At 71.4% G+C, this 17,784-nt stretch carries 15 protein-coding genes; 13 read left to right on the top strand and 2 right to left on the bottom strand.

Features of this window, described 5'->3' with window-relative positions; translation table 11 throughout:
• Positions 1-40 precede the first annotated feature (40 nt).
• Positions 41-1,387 (bottom strand): MFS transporter, encoded by a 1,347-nt coding sequence (locus tag INP57_RS11985; RefSeq protein WP_200070217.1) that lies wholly within the window; start codon positions 1,385-1,387, stop codon positions 41-43.
• A 358-nt stretch (positions 1,388-1,745) separates the two neighbouring features.
• On the opposite strand from INP57_RS11985, the gene INP57_RS11980 reads away from it, so the two are divergent.
• Together INP57_RS11980 and INP57_RS11975 are read left to right on the top strand one after the other, a co-directional pair.
• The gene (locus INP57_RS11980) at positions 1,746-2,417 is read left to right on the top strand and encodes a uracil-DNA glycosylase (RefSeq protein ID WP_200070216.1); all 672 of its coding nucleotides are present in this window, start codon (positions 1,746-1,748) and stop codon (positions 2,415-2,417) included.
• Between the two features lie 154 nt (positions 2,418-2,571).
• Positions 2,572-3,150 (top strand): Rv1733c family protein, encoded by a 579-nt coding sequence (locus INP57_RS11975; RefSeq protein WP_200070215.1) that lies wholly within the window; start codon positions 2,572-2,574, stop codon positions 3,148-3,150.
• An 84-nt stretch (positions 3,151-3,234) separates the two neighbouring features.
• Here the strand turns inward: INP57_RS11975 and rpmB are convergent, their stop codons facing one another.
• Complete coding sequence (rpmB, locus tag INP57_RS11970) at positions 3,235-3,426, bottom strand: 50S ribosomal protein L28 (RefSeq protein ID WP_200070214.1); 192 nt, start codon at positions 3,424-3,426, stop codon at positions 3,235-3,237.
• 410 nt (positions 3,427-3,836) lie between these two features.
• Here rpmB and fakA point away from each other — a divergent pair, with 410 nt between their 5' ends.
• The 11 genes from fakA to INP57_RS11915 all read left to right on the top strand — a co-directional run bounded on the left by fakA (position 3,837) and on the right by INP57_RS11915 (position 17,782).
• Positions 3,837-5,426, top strand: coding sequence for a DAK2 domain-containing protein (fakA, locus tag INP57_RS11965; protein WP_307850027.1), 1,590 nt, complete (start codon positions 3,837-3,839; stop codon positions 5,424-5,426).
• A 67-nt stretch (positions 5,427-5,493) separates the two neighbouring features.
• Positions 5,494-5,979, top strand: coding sequence for a hypothetical protein (locus tag INP57_RS11960; RefSeq protein WP_200070212.1), 486 nt, complete (start codon positions 5,494-5,496; stop codon positions 5,977-5,979).
• A gap of 133 nt (positions 5,980-6,112) precedes the next feature.
• Positions 6,113-8,338: an ATP-dependent DNA helicase RecG gene (gene recG / locus INP57_RS11955; protein WP_200070211.1), complete on the top strand. Its 2,226-nt coding sequence runs from the start codon at positions 6,113-6,115 to the stop codon at positions 8,336-8,338.
• Between the two features lie 309 nt (positions 8,339-8,647).
• Positions 8,648-12,025, top strand: a complete 3,378-nt coding sequence (locus INP57_RS11950) for a pyruvate carboxylase (protein ID WP_200070210.1) — start codon at positions 8,648-8,650, stop codon at positions 12,023-12,025.
• Positions 12,026-12,323: 298 nt separating this feature from the next.
• Positions 12,324-13,124, top strand: a complete 801-nt coding sequence (locus INP57_RS11945; RefSeq protein ID WP_200070209.1) for an SAM-dependent methyltransferase — start codon at positions 12,324-12,326, stop codon at positions 13,122-13,124.
• A 246-nt stretch (positions 13,125-13,370) separates the two neighbouring features.
• Positions 13,371-13,817 carry a L,D-transpeptidase gene (locus INP57_RS11940; protein WP_200070208.1) on the top strand — a complete coding sequence of 149 codons (447 nt, stop codon included), beginning with the start codon at positions 13,371-13,373 and terminating at the stop codon, positions 13,815-13,817.
• A 276-nt stretch (positions 13,818-14,093) separates the two neighbouring features.
• Positions 14,094-14,699, top strand: a complete 606-nt coding sequence (gene rsmD, locus INP57_RS11935) for a 16S rRNA (guanine(966)-N(2))-methyltransferase RsmD (protein ID WP_200070207.1) — start codon at positions 14,094-14,096, stop codon at positions 14,697-14,699.
• 61 nt (positions 14,700-14,760) lie between these two features.
• Entirely contained in the window at positions 14,761-15,255 is a 495-nt protein-coding gene (gene coaD, locus INP57_RS11930) for a pantetheine-phosphate adenylyltransferase (protein WP_200070206.1), read from the top strand.
• A 160-nt stretch (positions 15,256-15,415) separates the two neighbouring features.
• Positions 15,416-15,850 (top strand): guanyl-specific ribonuclease, encoded by a 435-nt coding sequence (locus INP57_RS11925; RefSeq protein ID WP_200070205.1) that lies wholly within the window; start codon positions 15,416-15,418, stop codon positions 15,848-15,850.
• Between the two features lie 247 nt (positions 15,851-16,097).
• Entirely contained in the window at positions 16,098-16,844 is a 747-nt protein-coding gene (locus tag INP57_RS11920; RefSeq protein WP_200070398.1) for a DivIVA domain-containing protein, read from the top strand.
• A gap of 362 nt (positions 16,845-17,206) precedes the next feature.
• The gene (locus INP57_RS11915) at positions 17,207-17,782 is read left to right on the top strand and encodes a YceD family protein (RefSeq protein ID WP_200070204.1); all 576 of its coding nucleotides are present in this window, start codon (positions 17,207-17,209) and stop codon (positions 17,780-17,782) included.
• Positions 17,783-17,784 lie beyond the last annotated feature (2 nt).

Here is a 17,784-nt window from a genome sequence, read left to right as displayed (position 1 = left end):
GGCGGAACGGATCCCGCCGGTCCTTCGCAGCCGGTGCCGCTCAGCCGGAAGTGGCCGCCTGCGGACCGCTCGTGCGGTCGTTCTCCTCCATCAGCGGACGGCCCGCCGTCTCCTTCATCAGCAAGATCGGTACCAGCGCCACCAGCGCCGCGCCCATCAGGTAGTAGCCGGGGAAGAAGGAATTCCCGGTGATCTCCACCATCGACTCGTTGATCAGCGGCGCGGTCCCGCCGAACGCGGCGGTGGAGAGGTTGTAGCCGATGCTGAACGCCGCGTACCGCACCTTGGTCGGGAACATCGCGGGCAACGTCGCCGCCAGCGGCCCGACGAGCTGGACGTGCCCGATGCCCAGCAGCGTCAGCCCCAGCAGCGTCGTGACCATGGTGCCCTGCGAGATCAGCAGGAACGCCGGGTAGGGCAGCACGATGAAGCAGATCGCCGCGGACAGGAAGACCGGTTTGCGCCCGACCCGGTCCGACAGCGCCCCGACCGGCGTGATCAGCACCATCATCACCGCCACGACCAGCAGCAGCGGCACCAGCACCTGGTATTCCTGCCCCTCCGGGACGGACAGGGTGTCTTCCAGGTAGGTCTCCATGTAGGTCAGGATCGTGTAGTTGGCGACGTTGATGAGCACCACGACGCCCATCAGGATCAGCAGCTGCTGCCAGTGCCCCTTGATCAGCGCCTTCAGCGGGGAGCGGGCGACGTTGCCGGAGGCCTCGAGGTTCTTGAACGCCGGGGTGTCCTCCAGCTTGGAGCGCAGGTAGAGCCCGATCAGGCCGAGCGGGCCGGCCAGCAGGAACGGCACCCGCCAGCCCCAGGACTCCATGGCCGCCTCGGGCAGCGCCAGGATCAGCAGCGTCGGCACCAGCGCGCCGAGCCCGAACCCGGCCAGCGTGCCGAATTCCAGCCAGCTGCCGTAGAAACCGCGTTTGCGGTTGGGCGCGAACTCGGCGATGTAGGTGGCCGCGCCGCCGTACTCACCGCCGGTCGAGAAGCCCTGCAGCATCCGGCACAGCAACAGCAGCATCGGCGCCAGGATGCCGATCGTGTCGTAACCCGGCAGCAGGCCGAGCACGAACGTCGACCCGGACATCAGCAGGATCGTGACCGCGAGCACCTTCTGCCGCCCGATCCGGTCGCCCAGCGGGCCGAAGAACAGGCTTCCCAGCGGCCGGAACAGGAAGGACATCGCGAAGACCGCGAACGTCGAGACGGTCCCCCACGGGCCGGGGAAGAACTGCTGACCCACGTAGCTCGCGACGTAGGCGTAGACACCGAAGTCGTACCACTCGGTGGTGTTGCCGATCGCTGCGGCGCCCACCGCGCGTCGTAGCAGCGACCGCTGTTCCGGCGTTACCTCGTCCGTTCCCTGTGCAGTCATGAGGGTGTGTGCCACCTCCGGGTCGTGCCGTCCACGGTGTGTGAACACGTTTGGAGTACCGAGAACTTAGCCGAGTAGCCGTTCGCTGACCACCGAATCGGCCACATCTGTGCCGTTTCGATAGTTGTGCGGAGCAGGTAAAACCTCGTTTCGGAGGCGGTCGTGCACGCACTGTCCGGCGGCCGGGCGGCGGTGCGATGCTGATCACGGGCCGCGACGAAGATCGCGAGATGGTGGACTGCATGGTCAACTCGTTCGGGGAACATGATGACGCCGTGCAGTGTCCGCCGTCACGCCGCCCCGCGCCGCTCGGGGCGGCCGCGGGCTCGGTTCCGGCCGATCGCTAGAGTGCGCGCTCATGGCACGTCCCTTGCATGAGGTCGTCGAGGCGGGCTGGGCCGAGGCGCTGGAGCCGGTCGCCGACCAGATCACGGCCATGGGTGAGTTCCTGCGCGCCGAGGTCGCTGCGGGGCGCAACTACCTGCCTTCCGGGGACAACGTGCTGCGGGCCTTCCAGCAGCCGTTCCACGACGTGCGGGTGCTGATCGTCGGCCAGGACCCGTATCCGACGCCGGGGCACGCGGTCGGCCTGAGCTTCTCCGTGGCCGAGGGCGTGCAGCCGCCGAAGAGCCTGATCAACATCTTCCGCGAGTACTGCTCCGACCTCGGCCACCCGAAGCCCTCCGGCGGCGACCTCACGCCGTGGACCGAACAGGGCGTGCTGCTGCTCAACCGCGCGCTGACCGTGCAGCCGAGCAAGCCGGCCGCGCACCGCGGCAAGGGCTGGGAGGTCGTCACCGACCAGGCCATCCGCGCGCTGGCCGCCCGCGAGCAGCCGATGGTGGCGATCCTGTGGGGCAACGACGCGCGCAGCACCCGCGGGCTCATGCCGGGCGTGCAGTGCGTCGAGTCGGTGCACCCGAGCCCGATGTCGGCCGACCGCGGCTTCTTCGGCTCCCGCCCGTTCAGCCGCGCCAACGAGATCCTGCGGGAAGCGGGCGCCGAGCCGGTCGACTGGAAGCTCCCCTGAACGCTCCGGCCGGCCGCCGCCGGTGAACGCGCTGTGATCGAACAGCCCTCCGGCGTGTCCGCGAGGCGCCGGTTCGGCGGATGGTCCGGCTCGGCATCCGGTCGTACATTGGCCGTGCGGTGGACTTGTGCGCGCCGATGGAAGAAGGCTTGTCATGGGTGCCGGAGGTGGTCTGACGCGCCTGCTGCGCAGGGTGTGGCCGGGAGCCAACCCGCTGCGGCGCCGGACCGACCTGTTCGAGCCGGCGGCACTGCTGGTCGTGCTGGTGCTGACCGCGGTGGCGGTGGTCGCCGCGCTGCTGGTCTCGCAGTCGGTGCTGCACTCGCACCTCGCCGAGGTGCGTGCCGAGCAGGCGTCCCGGCACGCGGTGCAGGCGCGGGTGCTGGCTCAGCTCAACGGCGACGATCCAGTGACGCGGCCCGTCGCGGTGGGTTGGAGCCCGAGCCCGCAGCAGGAGCGGTTCGCGGTCGTCGAAGCGCCGGTGAACGGCCCGCTGCCCGCGGAGCTGCCGATCTGGGTCGACCGGGAGGACCGCCCGGTCCCGCCGCCGCGCCCGCCTGCCGAGGCGACGCAGGCGGCCGGTACCGCGGGGGCCGGAGTGCTGATCGGCTCCGTGCTCGGGTTGTCGGTGCTCTACGGCGGCGCCCGCTGGGTCGTGCGCAGGCAGCGGCTCGCGGCCTGGGAAGCGGAATGGGCGCAGGTCGGCCCCAAGTGGCGGCACTACTGGCCGTGACGCCCCGCAGACCGTGCGGGCGCGAGACGCGAAGAACCCCGGGGCGGTCGGACCACCCCGGGGTTCTTCGTGCGATTCGAGCGTTCAGCCGCGAACGACCTTGCCCGCCTTCAGGCAGGAGGTGCACACGTTCATCCGCTTGCGCCCGGAAAGACCGATCTTGGCGTGCACGGTCTGGATGTTCGGGTTCCACCGGCGCCTGGTCTTCCGGTGGGAGTGCGAGACCAAGTTGCCGAAGCCCGGCCCCTTGTTGCAGACGTCGCAGACGGCAGCCACGTCAGACACCCCTAACTTTCGCGTTCGACGTGCTCCCACGCCGGCGGCGGGGAAGCCTGGGTTTCGGTTGCGGCGATGGTCCGCACGAGCGCTGCCCGCTTGGTGGTCCCGCCGGCTGCGCGCCGAGGAGGACCGCGTCCCGCTGGGCCTGCTGCTCGCCAGGGTCGCGCCGCGCCTCCCGGCAGTGCCCTCCGGCGGGATCGTCGATGCGATCCGCCGGTACCGTCCTCGCGCGGAGGCCGGGCCGGGCGTACAGCCATGCGGATGCCCTGGGCCATCGCCGCCCAAGACCCGGACAGCTTACCCCACGGTCGTCGTGCCCCTTCGCCCGCCTGGCGAGTGCGGATCGCACGGGGACGGATCGCCGGGCCGTGGCCGCGACAGCACCGCCCGGCTCCTACGCTGCCCGCGTGGCAGGGAGTCCGGAAGTGCTGCGGGTGTTGGACGAAGCGGCGGCCCGCCGGTGGGCGCGCGAGTCGGTGACGGCACTGGCCGCCGACCGCGCTGCGCTGGACCGGATCAACGTCTACCCGGTCGCCGACGCGGACACCGGCACGAACCTGCTGCACACGATGCGCTCCGCGGGCTCGGCGCTGGACGCGTCGGAGGCCGCCGCGCCGGACGGGCTGCTGGCGGTGCTCGCGGAGGGCGCGCTGGCGGGCGCGCGCGGCAACTCCGGAATGTTGTTCTCGCAGGTCCTGCGCGGGCTGGCCGAGGGAGTGCGGGGCGTCGGCAAGATTGACGGCGCCGCGTGGCGGGATGCTTTGCACCGCGCGGAGTCGCTCGCGCGCCGAGCGGTGGCCGAACCTGTGGAGGGCACCCTGCTGTCGGTGCTGCGCGCCGCCGTTCTCGGCGCCGCGAACTGCACCTCCGACGAACTCGCCGACGTGGTCCGGCTGTCCACGGCGGATGCGGTGCTGGCGCTGGAACGCACCACCGCACAGCTCCCGGCGCTGGCGGCGGCGGGGGTGGTCGACGCGGGCGGGCGCGGCCTGGTCGTGCTGCTGGACGCGTTGCACGCGGTGGTGCACGACGGTGCGCGGCTGGCGCCCGAACCTCCGGAGGGGGAGCTGCGCGAACCGGCAGCGCCGGGCGGTCCCGCCTACGAGGTCATGTACCTGCTCACCGGCGCGGAGCCGGAGGGTCTGGAGCGGCTGCGCGACGCTCTGGCGGAACTCGGCGACTGCGCATCGGTGGCCGGTGACGGCGCGGACTCGTGGGCGGTGCACGTGCACTGCGACGACATCGGCGCGGCGATCGAGGCGGGCATCGAGACCGGCCGCGTCCGCCGCATCCGGGTGGTGCGCTTCGCGGATCAGGCCGCCGCGCCGCACGCCGCGAGCGGACAGGGGGTGCTGGCGTGCGTGCGCGGCGGCGAACTCGCCGAGCTGTTCCGCGGTGAGGGCGCAGATGTCCTGGAAGTGGGTGCCGAACCACCCGCGGCGGACGAGCTGGTCGAAGCGATCGATGCGACCGGTGCCGCGCACGTGGTGGTGCTGCCCAACGACGCGGCGGTCACCGCCGTCGCCGAACGCGCCGCCGAGCACCTCGTCCGCGCGGGCCGCGACGTCGTGGTCGTGCCCACCGGCTCACCGGTCCAGGGCTTGGCCGCGCTCGCGGTGCACGACACCTCGCGGCGGCGCCCGGACGACGTGGTGGCGATGGCGGAGGCCGCGGCGGCGACCCGGCGGGGCGAGCTGCGCATCGCCGATTCCGAGGCGCTGACCTGGGCGGGACACTGCCGCCCGGGTGATGTGCTGGGGCTGGCCGATGGCGAGGTCGTGCTGCTGGGCCGAGATTTCTTCGCGGTGGCCCGGGACCTGGTGGACCGGATGTTCACCGCGGGCGGGGAACTGGTCACGGTGCTGATCGGTGCGCGGGCGCCTGCCGGGGTCGGCGACGAGCTGACCGCGCACCTGGCGCGGCACCGGCCCGAGGTCGAGTGCGTCTGCTACCCGGGAGGGGAACTCGGCTCGGCCGTGCTGCTCGGTGTGGAGTGAGCGAGCCGGGTTCGCGCCCCTCGCCATCTGGCACGGTTACTACCGCGAAGACGATCGAGGGGGCGCGATGACGATCCGCAAGCGGATGCGGCCGGAGGAGCGGTCGGTGTGGACCTCGGCGGTCTCCAGCGCGGTGCTGCTGGTGCTCGCGGTCGTGTCGCTGCTCGCGGGCGCGTTGTTCGCGGTGTGCACCGCGATCGATGTGCTGCCGGGACTCTGGTTCACCGCCGCGACGTTCACCGTGGTCGGCCTGACGCTGCTGCTGTTCTCGTCGGTGCGGGTGCTCATCGGCGATCGAGGGCTGACGATCATGTACGGCCCGTTGCGCAGGCCGGTGCAACGGCTGGCGCTGGCGGAGATCGAAAGCGCGCGGGTGGAGAACCGGCGGCCCGCCGAGGTCGGCGGCTGGGGCTACCGCGGGCTTCCCGGCAAGGCCACGATCATGTTGCGCGCCGGGGAGTGCCTCGTGGTGCGCTACCGCTCCGGCCGGGAGGTCGGCATCAGCGTGGACGACGCGGAACGCGGCGCGGCGCTGCTGAACGCGATGCTGTGAGCGCGCAGGCGGCGGGTTTCGTCGGTGGCGTCCGATAATCTCGCCAGCGGAAGCTCAGCGGGAACGCCCGAAACCGATGAGGTTCACGACCGGTGGGCCGGAAATCTTGGGGCACAGGACGAGCGGGGCACGGATGACCACTTTGGAGACCGGGCTGGAGCGGGTGCTCGGCGGCAAGACCGGCAAGGCGCTCGAGTCCGCCCTCGGTCTGTCCACTGTGGGCGACCTGGTGCGGCATTATCCGCGCCGCTACGCCGAACGCGGCGAACTCACCGCGATCGCCGGGCTGGAGATCGACGAGCACGCCACGGTGCTGGCGAAGGTCGAGCGGGTCACCAAGCGCAGCATGAAATCCCGCCGCGGAACCATCGTGGAGGCCCGCATCACCGACGGGCACCGGCCGCTGCTGTGCACGTTCTTCAACCAGGCGTGGCGGGAACGCGAGCTGTTGCCCGGCCGCCGCGGCATGTTCGCGGGCAAGGTCACCGCCTACAAGGGCGCGCTGCAACTCGCGCACCCCGAGTACCAGCTGTTCGACGAGCAGGAGCAGGACGCTGGTTCGGCGGCCGAGGAGTTCGCCGCAGCGCTCATCCCGGTCTACCCGTCCGCGCAGGGCCTGCCGTCCTGGTCGATCGCCCGCTGCGTGCGCCAGGTGCTGGACACCTGGGACGGGGCCGAGGATCCGCTGCCGGAGCCGCTGCGCGCCGAGCACCGGCTGATGGGCCTGGAGTCCGCACTGCGCAAGATCCACCAGCCCGCCGATCACGGCGAGGTGGCCGCCGCGCAGAACCGGCTCAAGTGGGACGAGGCGCTGGCGGTGCAGCTGGTGCTGGCGCGGCTGCGCGAAACCGCGCACGAGCACCCCGCCCCGGCCAGCCCGCGCCGCGATGACGGCCTGCTCGCCGAGTTCGACCAGGGGCTGCCGTTCCGGCTCACCCAGGGCCAGACCGACATCGGCGAGCAGATCGCCGCCGACCTGGCCACCGAGCACCCGATGAACCGGCTGGTGCAGGGCGAGGTCGGTTCCGGCAAGACGCTGGTGGCGCTGCGCGGCATGTTGCAGGTGGTGGATTCCGGGCGGCAGGCCGCGATGCTGGCGCCCACCGAGGTGCTGGCCGCGCAGCACGCCCGCTCGCTGGCCGAGCTGCTTGGCGACCTCGGCAGGGCCGGTGAGCTCGGCGCGGCCGAGCACGCCACCGGCGTCACGCTGCTGACCGGCTCGCTGCCCGCCGCGCAGCGCAAGAAGGCGTTGCTGGCGGCGGCTTCCGGCGAGGCGGGGATCGTCGTCGGCACCCACGCGCTGATCCAGGACCGGGTGTCGTTCGCCGACCTCGGCATGGTCGTGGTCGACGAGCAGCACCGCTTCGGCGTGGAGCAGCGGGACGCGCTGCGGGCGCGCGGCGGCGGTGAGGTGGCGCCGCACGTGCTGGTGATGACCGCGACGCCGATTCCCCGCACGGTCGCGATGACCGTCTACGGCGACCTGGAGACCTCGGCGCTGCGGGAGCTGCCGCAGGGCCGCTCGCCGATCAGCACGAGCGTCGTTCCCGCGGCGGAGAAACCGGCGTGGCTGGACCGCGCGTGGCAACGCGTCCGCGAAGAGGTGACCGCGGGGCACCAGGTCTACGTGGTGTGCCCGCGCATCGGCGACGACGAGCAGAACCCGCCGAAGAAGCCGAAATCCGCCCAGAAGTCCGAAGTGGACGAAGAAGCTCCGGACGAGGGCGCGGATTCCGGCGAACGCCGCTCGCCGCTGTCGGTGCTGGAGGTGGCCGAGAAGCTGTCCGCGGGGCCGTTGTCCGGGCTGCGGCTCGGCGTGCTGCACGGCCGGTTGCCCGCCGACGACAAGGACGCGGTGATGCGCGCCTTCGCCGACGGCGGTGTGGACGTGCTGGTGGCCACGACGGTCGTCGAGGTCGGTGTGAACGTCCCGAACGCCACGGTCATGGTGATCATGGACGCGGACCGGTTCGGCGTGAGCCAGCTGCACCAGCTGCGCGGCCGCGTCGGGCGGGGTTCGGCCGCGGGGCTGTGCCTGCTGGTCAGCGATGCGGTCGCGGGCACCACCACGCGCGAGCGGCTGGACTCGGTCGCCTCCACCACCGACGGGTTCGAGCTGGCGAAGCTGGACCTGGAGCTGCGCAGGGAAGGCGACGTGCTGGGCGCGACGCAGTCCGGCCGCAAGTCCGGGCTCAAGATGCTCTCGCTGCTGCGCGACGAGGACGTGATCGCCGAGGCGCGGGTGGCGGCGCAGCACCTGGTCGCCGAGGATCCAGCCCTGCGCGGCCATCCCGGTCTGGCGGCCATGGTCACCGAACTCGTCGACGCGCAAAGCGCGGGTTTCCTGGAGAAGTCGTGAGCGCGGCGGAGTCCGAACGGCGGCGCGCGCATCGGCGGACGGTGTGCGACCCGGCCGGTGGCCGGTGGTGATCGGGCGCGCTCGGCCGCCCGCGCGAAGGACGGGTGGCGCACCGGCCGAGCCGCGGTCAACTTTCGCGTCGGCGGAAAAACTCGATTCCTTCTCATCGGGACGCCTTGCATGACCGATCTTCCGCAGCAGGTCAGCGCTTTTCGATGAGGTGCATCACCGTTGCACTCTCTCGGTGGACGGAATTTTCGCGGTACGGTTTCGCCCGACGGTCCGACACCTGCCCAGGAGGTAGCCGGCATGTTCCGCAAGGTCCTCGTCGCCAACCGTGGCGAGATCGCCATCCGAGCCTTCCGCGCGGGCTACGAGCTCGGCGCCGGAACGGTGGCGGTGTTCCCGCACGAAGACCGCAACTCGCTGCATCGGCTCAAGGCCGACGAGTCCTACGAGATCGGCGAACCCGGCCACCCGGTGCGCGCCTACCTGTCCGTGGACGAGGTAGTGCAAGCCGCGCGCCAAGCCGGCGCGGACGCGATCTACCCCGGTTACGGTTTCCTGTCCGAGAACCCGGATCTGGCGGGCGCGTGCCGCGAAGCGGGCATCACGTTCGTCGGCCCCAGCCGCGAAATCCTGGAGATGACCGGCAACAAGGCCACCGCGGTGGCCGCGGCCCGCGAGGCGGGCGTGCCGGTGCTGGATTCCTCCGCTCCGTCCGCGGACATCGACGAGCTGACGTCGGCGGCCGAGTCCATGCAGTTCCCCGTGTTCGTCAAGGCCGTCGCGGGCGGCGGTGGCCGCGGGATGCGCCGGGTCGACGAGCTCGGCGCGCTGCGGGAGGCGCTGGAAGCCGCGATGCGCGAAGCCGACGCGGCCTTCGGCGATCCGACGGTCATCCTGGAGCAGGCCGTGGTCAACCCGCGGCACATCGAGGTGCAGATCCTCGCCGACAACGAGGGCAACGTGATGCACCTGTTCGAGCGGGACTGCTCGGTGCAGCGGCGGCACCAGAAGGTCATCGAGATCGCCCCGGCTCCGAACCTCGAACCCGAGCTGCGCGAGCGCATCTGCGCCGACGCGGTCGCGTTCGCCCGCAAGATCGGCTACGTCAACGCCGGGACCGTGGAGTTCCTGGTCGACGAGCAGGGCAGGCACGTGTTCATCGAGATGAACCCGCGCATCCAGGTCGAGCACACCGTCACCGAAGAGGTCACCGACGCCGACCTGGTGCAGTCCCAGCTGCGCATCGCCTCCGGCGAGACGCTGGCCGACCTGGGCATGAGCCAGGAGACGATGCGGCTGCGCGGCGCGGCGCTGCAGTGCCGGATCACCACCGAGGACCCGACCAACGGGTTCCGCCCGGACACCGGGATGATCAGCGCCTACCGCTCGCCGGGCGGCGCGGGCATCCGCTTGGACGGCGGCACCGCGTTCGCGGGCACCAGCATCAGCGCGCACTTCGACTCGATGCTGGTGAAGCTTTCCTGCCGCGGCAGGGACTTCCCGACCGCGGTGGCGCGGGCGCGCCGCGCGGTGGCGGAGTTCCGCATCCGCGGGGTGGCCACGAACATCCCGTTCCTGCAGGCGGTGCTGGACGACGAGGACTTCGCGGCGGGCCGGGTCACCACCTCGTTCATCGAGCAGCGGCCGCACCTGCTGACCGCCCGGCACTCCGCCGACCGCGGCACCCGGCTGCTGAACTACCTCGCGGACGTGACGGTGAACCGGCCGAACGGGGAGCGGCCCGCGGCCGCGGACCCGGTGTTCAAGCTGCCGGACGTGGACCTGACCACGACGGTGCCGAAGGGCTCCAAGCAGCGGCTCACCGAACTCGGCCCGCAGGGCTTCGCGCGCTGGATGCGGGAATCCGACGCGGTCGGCGTCACCGACACCACCTTCCGCGACGCGCACCAGTCGCTGCTGGCGACGCGGGTGCGCAGCAAGGACCTGCTCGCCGTCGCGCCGCACGTCGCGCGGATGACGCCGGAGCTGCTGTCGCTGGAGTGCTGGGGCGGTGCGACCTACGACGTGGCGCTGCGGTTCCTGGCCGAGGACCCGTGGGAGCGGCTGGCCAAGCTGCGCGACTCGGCGCCGAACATCTGCCTGCAGATGCTGCTGCGCGGGCGCAACACCGTCGGCTACACGCCTTACCCGACCGAGGTGACCGAGCACTTCGTGCAGGAGGCCACCGACACCGGCATCGACATCTTCCGGATCTTCGACGCGCTCAACGACATCGAGCAGATGCGCCCGGCGATCCAGGCGGTGCGCGACACCGGCAAGTCCGTTGCCGAGGTGGCGCTGTGCTACACCGGCGACCTCTCGGACCCGGGCGAGAACATCTACACGCTGGACTACTACCTGCGCCTGGCCGAGCAGATCGTCGAGGCGGGCGCGCACGTGCTGGCGATCAAGGACATGGCCGGGCTGCTGCGCGCGCCCGCGGCCACCAAGCTCGTCACCGCGCTGCGCAGCGAATTCGACCTGCCGGTGCACCTGCACACGCACGACACGCCGGGCGGGCAGCTGGCGACGTACCTGGCCGCGATCCAGGCCGGGGTGGACGCCGTGGACGGTGCGACGGCCTCGCTGGCGGGCACCACTTCGCAGCCCGCGCTCTCGTCGGTGGTGGCGGCCACCGATCACACCGAGCGGGCGACCGGGCTGGACCTGGGTGCGGTGTGCGACCTGGAGCCGTACTGGGAGTCGGTGCGCAAGATCTACCGGCCGTTCGAGGCGGGGCTGGCCTCGCCGACCGGCCGGGTCTACCGCCACGAGATCCCCGGCGGGCAGCTGTCGAACCTGCGCACCCAGGCCGTCGCGCTCGGTCTCGGGGACAAGTTCGAGGAGATCGAGGCGATGTACGCCGCGGCCGACCGCATCCTCGGCAGGCTGGTGAAGGTCACCCCGTCCTCGAAGGTCGTCGGTGATCTGGCGCTGCACCTGGTCGGCGCGGGCGTGGCCCCTGCGGACTTCGAGGCCGATCCGCGCCGGTTCGACATCCCGGACTCGGTGATCGGCTTCCTGCAGGGCGAACTCGGCGAGCCGCCCGCGGGCTGGCCGGAGCCGTTCCGCACCCGCGCGCTGGAGGGGCGCCCGCAGGGCCGCCAGCTCGCGGAACTCACCGAGGAGGACCGGAAGGGGCTCGCGGAGAACCGCCGCGACACGCTGAACAAGCTGCTGTTCGCCAAGCCCACCAAGGAGTTCACCGAGCACCGCGAGGCGTACGGCGACACTTCGCTGTTGCGCAGCAAGGATTTCTTCTACGGGCTGCGGCCGGGGGAGGAGTACTCGGTCGACCTGGAACCGGGCGTGCGGCTGCTCATCGGCCTGGAGGCGATCAGTGACCCGGACGAGCGCGGCATCCGCACCGTGATGGCGGTGCTCAACGGCCAGCTGCGGCCGATCCAGGTGCGGGACCGCTCGGTGGCCACCGACCTGCCGGTGGCGGAGAAGGCCGACCGCAGCAATCCGGCGCACGTTCCGGCGCCGTTCGCCGGGGTGGTCACGCTCTCGGCCGCCGAGGGCGACAGCGTCTCGGCCGGTCAGACCGTGGCCACCATCGAGGCGATGAAGATGGAGGCGGCGATCACCGCTGGGCAGGACGGGCAGATCAAGCGCCTCGCGATCGGTTCCGTCCAGCAGGTCGAAGGTGGCGACCTGATCGTCGAGCTGGGCTGACGCCGGTCCGCTCGTTCGCCCGGTAGGAGAACAGGCGCCGTCTCGCTGCGGAAGCTTGCCGATCGTCGGCTGTCCGCGCGGGACGACGCCTGGGAGTCCGCGGTGGTTCTTCGACGCGCAGAACCCGCTCGGCGATCTCCGAGCACTTCGACGGCCGAGCGGATTCCACCGGAAGTGAATCTTCTGCCTGCGCTGATCGGTGGGTATCGTTGCGCCGACCGTGGCAGGCGAAGATCTCCGCGCCACGTTCCGCACGATCGGGCCGCCCACCGGGGCCGGCCCCGCGAAGGAGCCGGCCGTGACACTGCTGCCCAGGGGCGCGGACATCACCAAGTCCAGCGCTTCGCGCGTCTACGACTACGGGCTGGGCGGTTCGCACAACTTCGCGGTGGACCGCGAAGTGCTCGACGCGATCAAGAAGATCTACCCGCCGACTCCGCAGCCCGCCGTGGACAACCGCGCGTTCCTCGGCCGCGCGGTCCGGTTCTGCCAGCAGGCGGGCATCCGGCAGTTCCTGGACCTGGGCTCGGGAATGCCGACCCTGGGCAACGTGCACGAGATCGCGCAGCGGGACGATCCGCTGGCGCGCGTGGTCTACGTCGACGTGGATCCGGTCGCGGTGGCCTACAGCCGGACGCTGCTGGCCGGTCAGCGCCACACCGCGGTGCTGCAGGCCGACATGCGGGATCCGGAGCACGTGCTCAACCACCCGGACACGCTGGCCGCGCTCGACTTCGAGCAGCCGGTGGCGGTGCTGATGGTGGCGATGACGCACTACATCAACGACGCGGATCGGCCCGGTGCGGCGGTGGCGGCCTACCGGCGGGCGATGGCTCCCGGCTCGTTCCTGGTCTTCTCGCACATGACCGCGGACGACTTCCCGGAGGTCCGGCGCACCGCCGAGACGTTCAACGCGGGCAGCTCCGACGAGCTGGTGCTGCGCAGCCGCTGCGAGATCGACGCGCTGCTGGGCGGTTTCGAGTACCTGGATCCGGGGTTGGTCTACCCGGCCGATTGGCGCCCGGACGGGCCGCTGTCGCCGGGGTACGAGCCTGCGCGGGCCGCTTGCTACGCAGCCGTCGCGCGACCGCGCGATTGAGCTGCCGTCGCGCGACCGCGCGATTGAGCTGCGGAGCACCGGAGTCGGCCAAACACGTTGCGTGCAAACGCAATTAGATCATCCGTGGGTGCGAACCCGTTGCCAGCGGCCGATTTTCCCGGGCCAACGTCATCTTTTTGCGGATATCGGGCGAAATCCGACCCCGCAGCGAAACCGAACACGTGTGCTTGTGGCACGGTGGAGTGACAGCGAAGATCCGGAAGGACGTGAACGACCGTGCGCAACTTGACCAAGCACGCCGGGCGACTGGCCCTGGTGACCGCACTCGCCGCGGGCGGCGCGCTGACCGGAGCCGCGGCCTACGCCGACGCCGGCGATGTCACCCCGTGCCAACCGAGCGCGAAGGCGTGCGTCGACCTGTCGTCGAAGCAGGCGTGGTTGCAGAAGGACGGCACGGGCTACTACGGCCCGGTGCCGCTCACCTCCGGTAAGGCGGGCGCCGAGACGCCGACCGGCGTGTTCCAGGTGCAGTGGAAGGACGCCGACCACCGCAGCGGCGAGTTCGACAACGCACCGATGCCGAACGCGGTGTTCTTCACCAACACCGGCGTCGCCTTCCACGAGGGCAGCCTCCAGCAGGAGTCCAACGGCTGCCTGCACTTGTCCACCACCGCCGCGAAGCGGTTCTTCGACGAGCTGAACAAGGGCGACGAGGTGCAAGTCGTGCAGTGATCCGGCACGGCGGTGATTCGCCGCGGCAGTGATTCGCCGCGACGGCGACCCGCCGCCACGGCGATCCGCCGCGACGGCGCGACTCCGCCCGGGCAGGGAACTCCCCGCCCGGGCGGAGTTTTTCGTTCGCAGCGCCCGGGCGGGCCGCGCTGCTTTCCCCGCCGCGCCGCAGCCGTCGACGACCACGCCCGGCCCGCTCCTTCTGCCGTCTCGAACCGGGGCGAGGCGGGAGTCCCCCGCACCCGCGCCCCCGCGACCGTGCGCGAAGATGACCCGGTGACTCGGATCGTGGCCGGCAGCGCGGGCGGACGCCGCATCGAAGTGCCCCCGCGCGGTACCCGCCCGACGTCCGAACGAGTCCGGGAAGCCGTGTTCAGCGCGCTGGAAGCGAGCGTGGAGCTGGACGGCGCGCGGGTGCTCGACCTCTACGCGGGCTCCGGTGCGCTCGGGCTGGAAGCCCTTTCCCGCGGAGCCGCGCACGCCACGTTCGTAGAGGCCGACCGGCGCGCCGCGCAGATCGTCCGCCGCAACGCCGGCTCCCTCGGTTTCCGGCAGATCCGGATCGAGCAGGCCAAGGCCGAGACGGCGCTGGCCGACACTGGGCAGGCCGATACTGGGCAGGCCGATACTGCGCTGGGAGCGCCGCCTGCCGGACCGTTCGACGTGGTGTTCGCCGACCCGCCCTACGACCTCGACCCGTCCAAGTTGGACTCGGCGCTGCGCGCGCTGGCGGCAGGCGGCCGGCTCGCGCCGGGCGCGGTCGTGGTGCTGGAACAGGCGGTGCGCAACGGAGATCCGAGCTGGCCGGAACCACTGGCGGCCATCCGCAGCCGCCGCTACGGCGACACCGTCGTGCACTGGGCGGGCAACGAACCCGCGTGATCGGTGACGCACGCCACGCGACGCCTGATGGGCACCCGGGCCGGTGCTAACGTCGGCGCTCATGAGGCGTGCCGTGTGTCCGGGCTCCTACGACCCTGTTACCAACGGCCATCTCGACATCATCGAGCGGTCTTCCGGGCTGTTCGACGAGGTCGTCATCGCGGTGCTGGTGAACAAGAGCAAGCGCAGCCTGTTCGGCGTCGACGAACGCATCGAGATGCTGCGCGAGGTCACCGAGCCGTGGCCGAACGTGCGCATCGACTCCTGGCACGGCCTGCTGGTGGACTACTGCCGCAACAACGGCATCGGCGCGATCGTGAAGGGCCTGCGCGCGGTCAGCGACTTCGACTACGAGCTGCAGATGGCGCAGATGAACCAGCGGCTCTCCGGGGTGGAGACGCTGTTCATGTCCACCAATCCGCTCTACAGCTTCCTGGCCAGCTCGCTGGTCAAGGAGGTCGCGACCTACGGCGGGGACGTTTCCAGCCTGGTCCCGCCGAAGATCGAGCAGCGCCTGGTGAAGCGCGTCGCCGAACGCGCGGCCGAGGACGGCTGAGGTCCGCTCGGGCGATCGGTCCCGCGGCTTCCCGCATCGGGAACGGGAGATGTACCGGGAACGACCTGGAGCCACTGCCGGGTGAACTCCGGGTGCAGCAGGCTTCGGGTTCCCGCCAAACCGCCCGGCGCGGCCGGGCGGCGGGGCTAGCGTCCGGCGCATGAGCATCTCGTCCAGAGCCATCAAGGTCGTTCTTGCCGGACTGCTCGCGATGGCGGGCCTGTTCGGCTTCTCCAGCGCCGCGGTCGCCACCGCCCCCGCGCCCGCGGCCCCAGTCCAGGTGCAGCAGGCGCCGTGCGGCGAAACCGGCGAGTTCGCCCCGGTCAAGCTCTCCGAACTGCCGCCGGAAGCCACCGACACGGTCAACCTGATCAAGCAGGGCGGCCCGTTCCCGTACCCGCAGGACGGCCAGACCTTCAGCAACCGCGAAGGGATCCTGCCGGACTGCGCCGACGGCTACTACAAGGAGTACACGGTGGAAACGCCGGGCAGCGACGACCGCGGGGCGCGGCGCTTCGTGGTCGGCGACGGCGGCGAGTACTTCTACACCGAGGACCACTACGAGACGTTCTCCATCACCGACATCAACGCCTGATCCGCTCGTTCCCCGGCACCCGCCGCGCTGCGCGGCGGGTGCCGGTCTGTTCGCACCGCGAGATGTCGATCACCCGATCGGCGGCAGCCGCTTCCGCGGTCAGGTGAAACGGGACACGCGCGGCGTAGTTGCGCCCCGCCCGCCGCCGGTCACGGCACACTGGAGATCGGCCGACCCGTGATCGCCGGGGCCGGGGTCTGGTGTCATGCTTTGCGCTCCGGACGGCTACGACGGCAGGGAGATCGAGGTGTACCGGGTTTTCGAGGCGCTCGACGAGCTCGTGACGATCGTCGAGGAGGCGCGCGGCGTTCCGATGACGTCGGGCTGCGTGGTGCCCCGCGGCGACGTGCTGGAACTGCTCGACGACGTGCGCGACGCGCTGCCGCAGGAGTTCGACGACGCGCAGGACGTGCTGGACCACCGCGACGACGTGGTGTCCAAGGCCGAGGCGCAGTCCGGCAAGGCGATCGGCGACGCCCGCACGGAGGCCGACCGCACGCTGTCCTCGGCGCGCTCCGAGGCGGAGCAGATCCTCTCCGACGCCCGCGACCGGGCCGACCAGATGATCGCCGACGCGCGCGCGGAGGCCGAGGAGTCGGTGACCGCCGGCCGCCGCGAGTACGAGGACCACGTCAGCCGCGCCCAGTCCGAGGCCGACCGGATGGTGCAGGCCGGGCGGGCCGCCTACGAGCAGTCCGTGCACGAGGGCCGCACCGAGCAGTCCCGGCTGGTCGCCGACACCGAGGTCGCCCAGGCCGCGCACAGCGAGGCGCACCGCATCGTGGAAAGCGCCAACGAGGACGCCGAGCGGCTGCGCAGCGACTGCGATGCCTACGTGGACTCCCGGCTGGCCGACTTCGAGGACCTGCTCAGCCGCACGCTGCGCACGGTCGGGCGCGGACGCCAGCAGCTGCGCAGCCCGGTGGGCGTGCCGTTCGACTACGAGGACGCCCGCTCGGCCGTCGCGACCAACGGGCAGGACCCCGAGAGCTGACCGCGCGGGTGGGGCGATTCCAGGTGGTCGCGGCGGTGGCGTAGGCTGGATCTACTGGCCGTGCGGGATTCGCCCGTTGTCCGGGGTCCGGGTTCCGGATGCTCCGGTTTCCGGATGTCCCGGTTTCTGGATATCTCGGTTTCCGGATGCTCTGCTTCCGGAGATCCGAGGCACGGACCGCCCGGGTCGCAGGCGTCCGCGTTCCAGATATCCGCGTCCGAGCTCCGGGAGTCGCGGAGTCCGGTTCCGATCGGGATTCCCGCACCACCGGCGCTCGCCGGTGCCCGGGACGTCCGCACCAGGCCAGCACACCGCCGGAACCCAGCACCAGCTGGGACCCTTCGCCGCAACGAGATTCAGTGATGTCCGAGAACCGTGATGCCGCACGCACCGCCCAGGTCGGTCCGTGGGTGCTCGACACCCGCGAGATCGGGCACCGCGCGGGCAGCAGCCGCCAGTACACCCGCAGTGCACCGGTACCTGCCGGGTTCGGCCTGGATCTGATCGGGGTGGCCGAGGGGGAGCCGGTCCGGCTGGACCTGCTGGCCGAGTCGGTGGTGGAGGGCGTGCTGGTCTCCGGCACCGCGTCCGCCGAGCTGGCCGGTGAGTGCGCGCGCTGCCTGGACCCGGTCGCCGACGAGATCGAGATCGAGCTGCGCGAGCTGTACGCCTACCCGGACAGCACCACCGACAGCACGACCGACGAGGACGAGGTCAGCCGGGTGCAGGACGAGCTCATCGACCTGCAGCCCGCGGTGCGCGACGCGATGCTGCTGGCGATGCCCAGCTCCCCGGTCTGCGCGGAAGACTGCCAGGGGTTGTGCGCCGGGTGCGGGGCCAAGTGGGCCGAGCTCGACTCCGATCACACCCATGAGACGATTGACCCTCGCTGGGCCGCGCTGCGTGAGCGGTTCGGCGGAATCGAAGAGGAGAACTAGTC

Source organism: Saccharopolyspora galaxeae, from assembly GCF_016526145.1.
Lineage (GTDB): Bacteria > Actinomycetota > Actinomycetes > Mycobacteriales > Pseudonocardiaceae > Saccharopolyspora_C > Saccharopolyspora_C galaxeae.
This window is presented reverse-complemented; position numbering and strand designations above follow the sequence as displayed.

Coding starts and splice junctions, on each gene's coding strand:
- INP57_RS11985 (WP_200070217.1), bottom strand. CDS start 1,387: ATGACTGCACAGGGAACGGACGAGGTAACGCCGGAACAGCGGTCGCTG.
- INP57_RS11980 (WP_200070216.1), top strand. CDS start 1,746: ATGGCACGTCCCTTGCATGAGGTCGTCGAGGCGGGCTGGGCCGAGGCG.
- INP57_RS11975 (WP_200070215.1), top strand. CDS start 2,572: ATGGGTGCCGGAGGTGGTCTGACGCGCCTGCTGCGCAGGGTGTGGCCG.
- INP57_RS11960 (WP_200070212.1), top strand. CDS start 5,494: ATGACGATCCGCAAGCGGATGCGGCCGGAGGAGCGGTCGGTGTGGACC.
- recG (WP_200070211.1), top strand. CDS start 6,113: ATGACCACTTTGGAGACCGGGCTGGAGCGGGTGCTCGGCGGCAAGACC.
- INP57_RS11950 (WP_200070210.1), top strand. CDS start 8,648: ATGTTCCGCAAGGTCCTCGTCGCCAACCGTGGCGAGATCGCCATCCGA.
- coaD (WP_200070206.1), top strand. CDS start 14,761: ATGAGGCGTGCCGTGTGTCCGGGCTCCTACGACCCTGTTACCAACGGC.
- INP57_RS11925 (WP_200070205.1), top strand. CDS start 15,416: ATGAGCATCTCGTCCAGAGCCATCAAGGTCGTTCTTGCCGGACTGCTC.
- INP57_RS11915 (WP_200070204.1), top strand. CDS start 17,207: ATGTCCGAGAACCGTGATGCCGCACGCACCGCCCAGGTCGGTCCGTGG.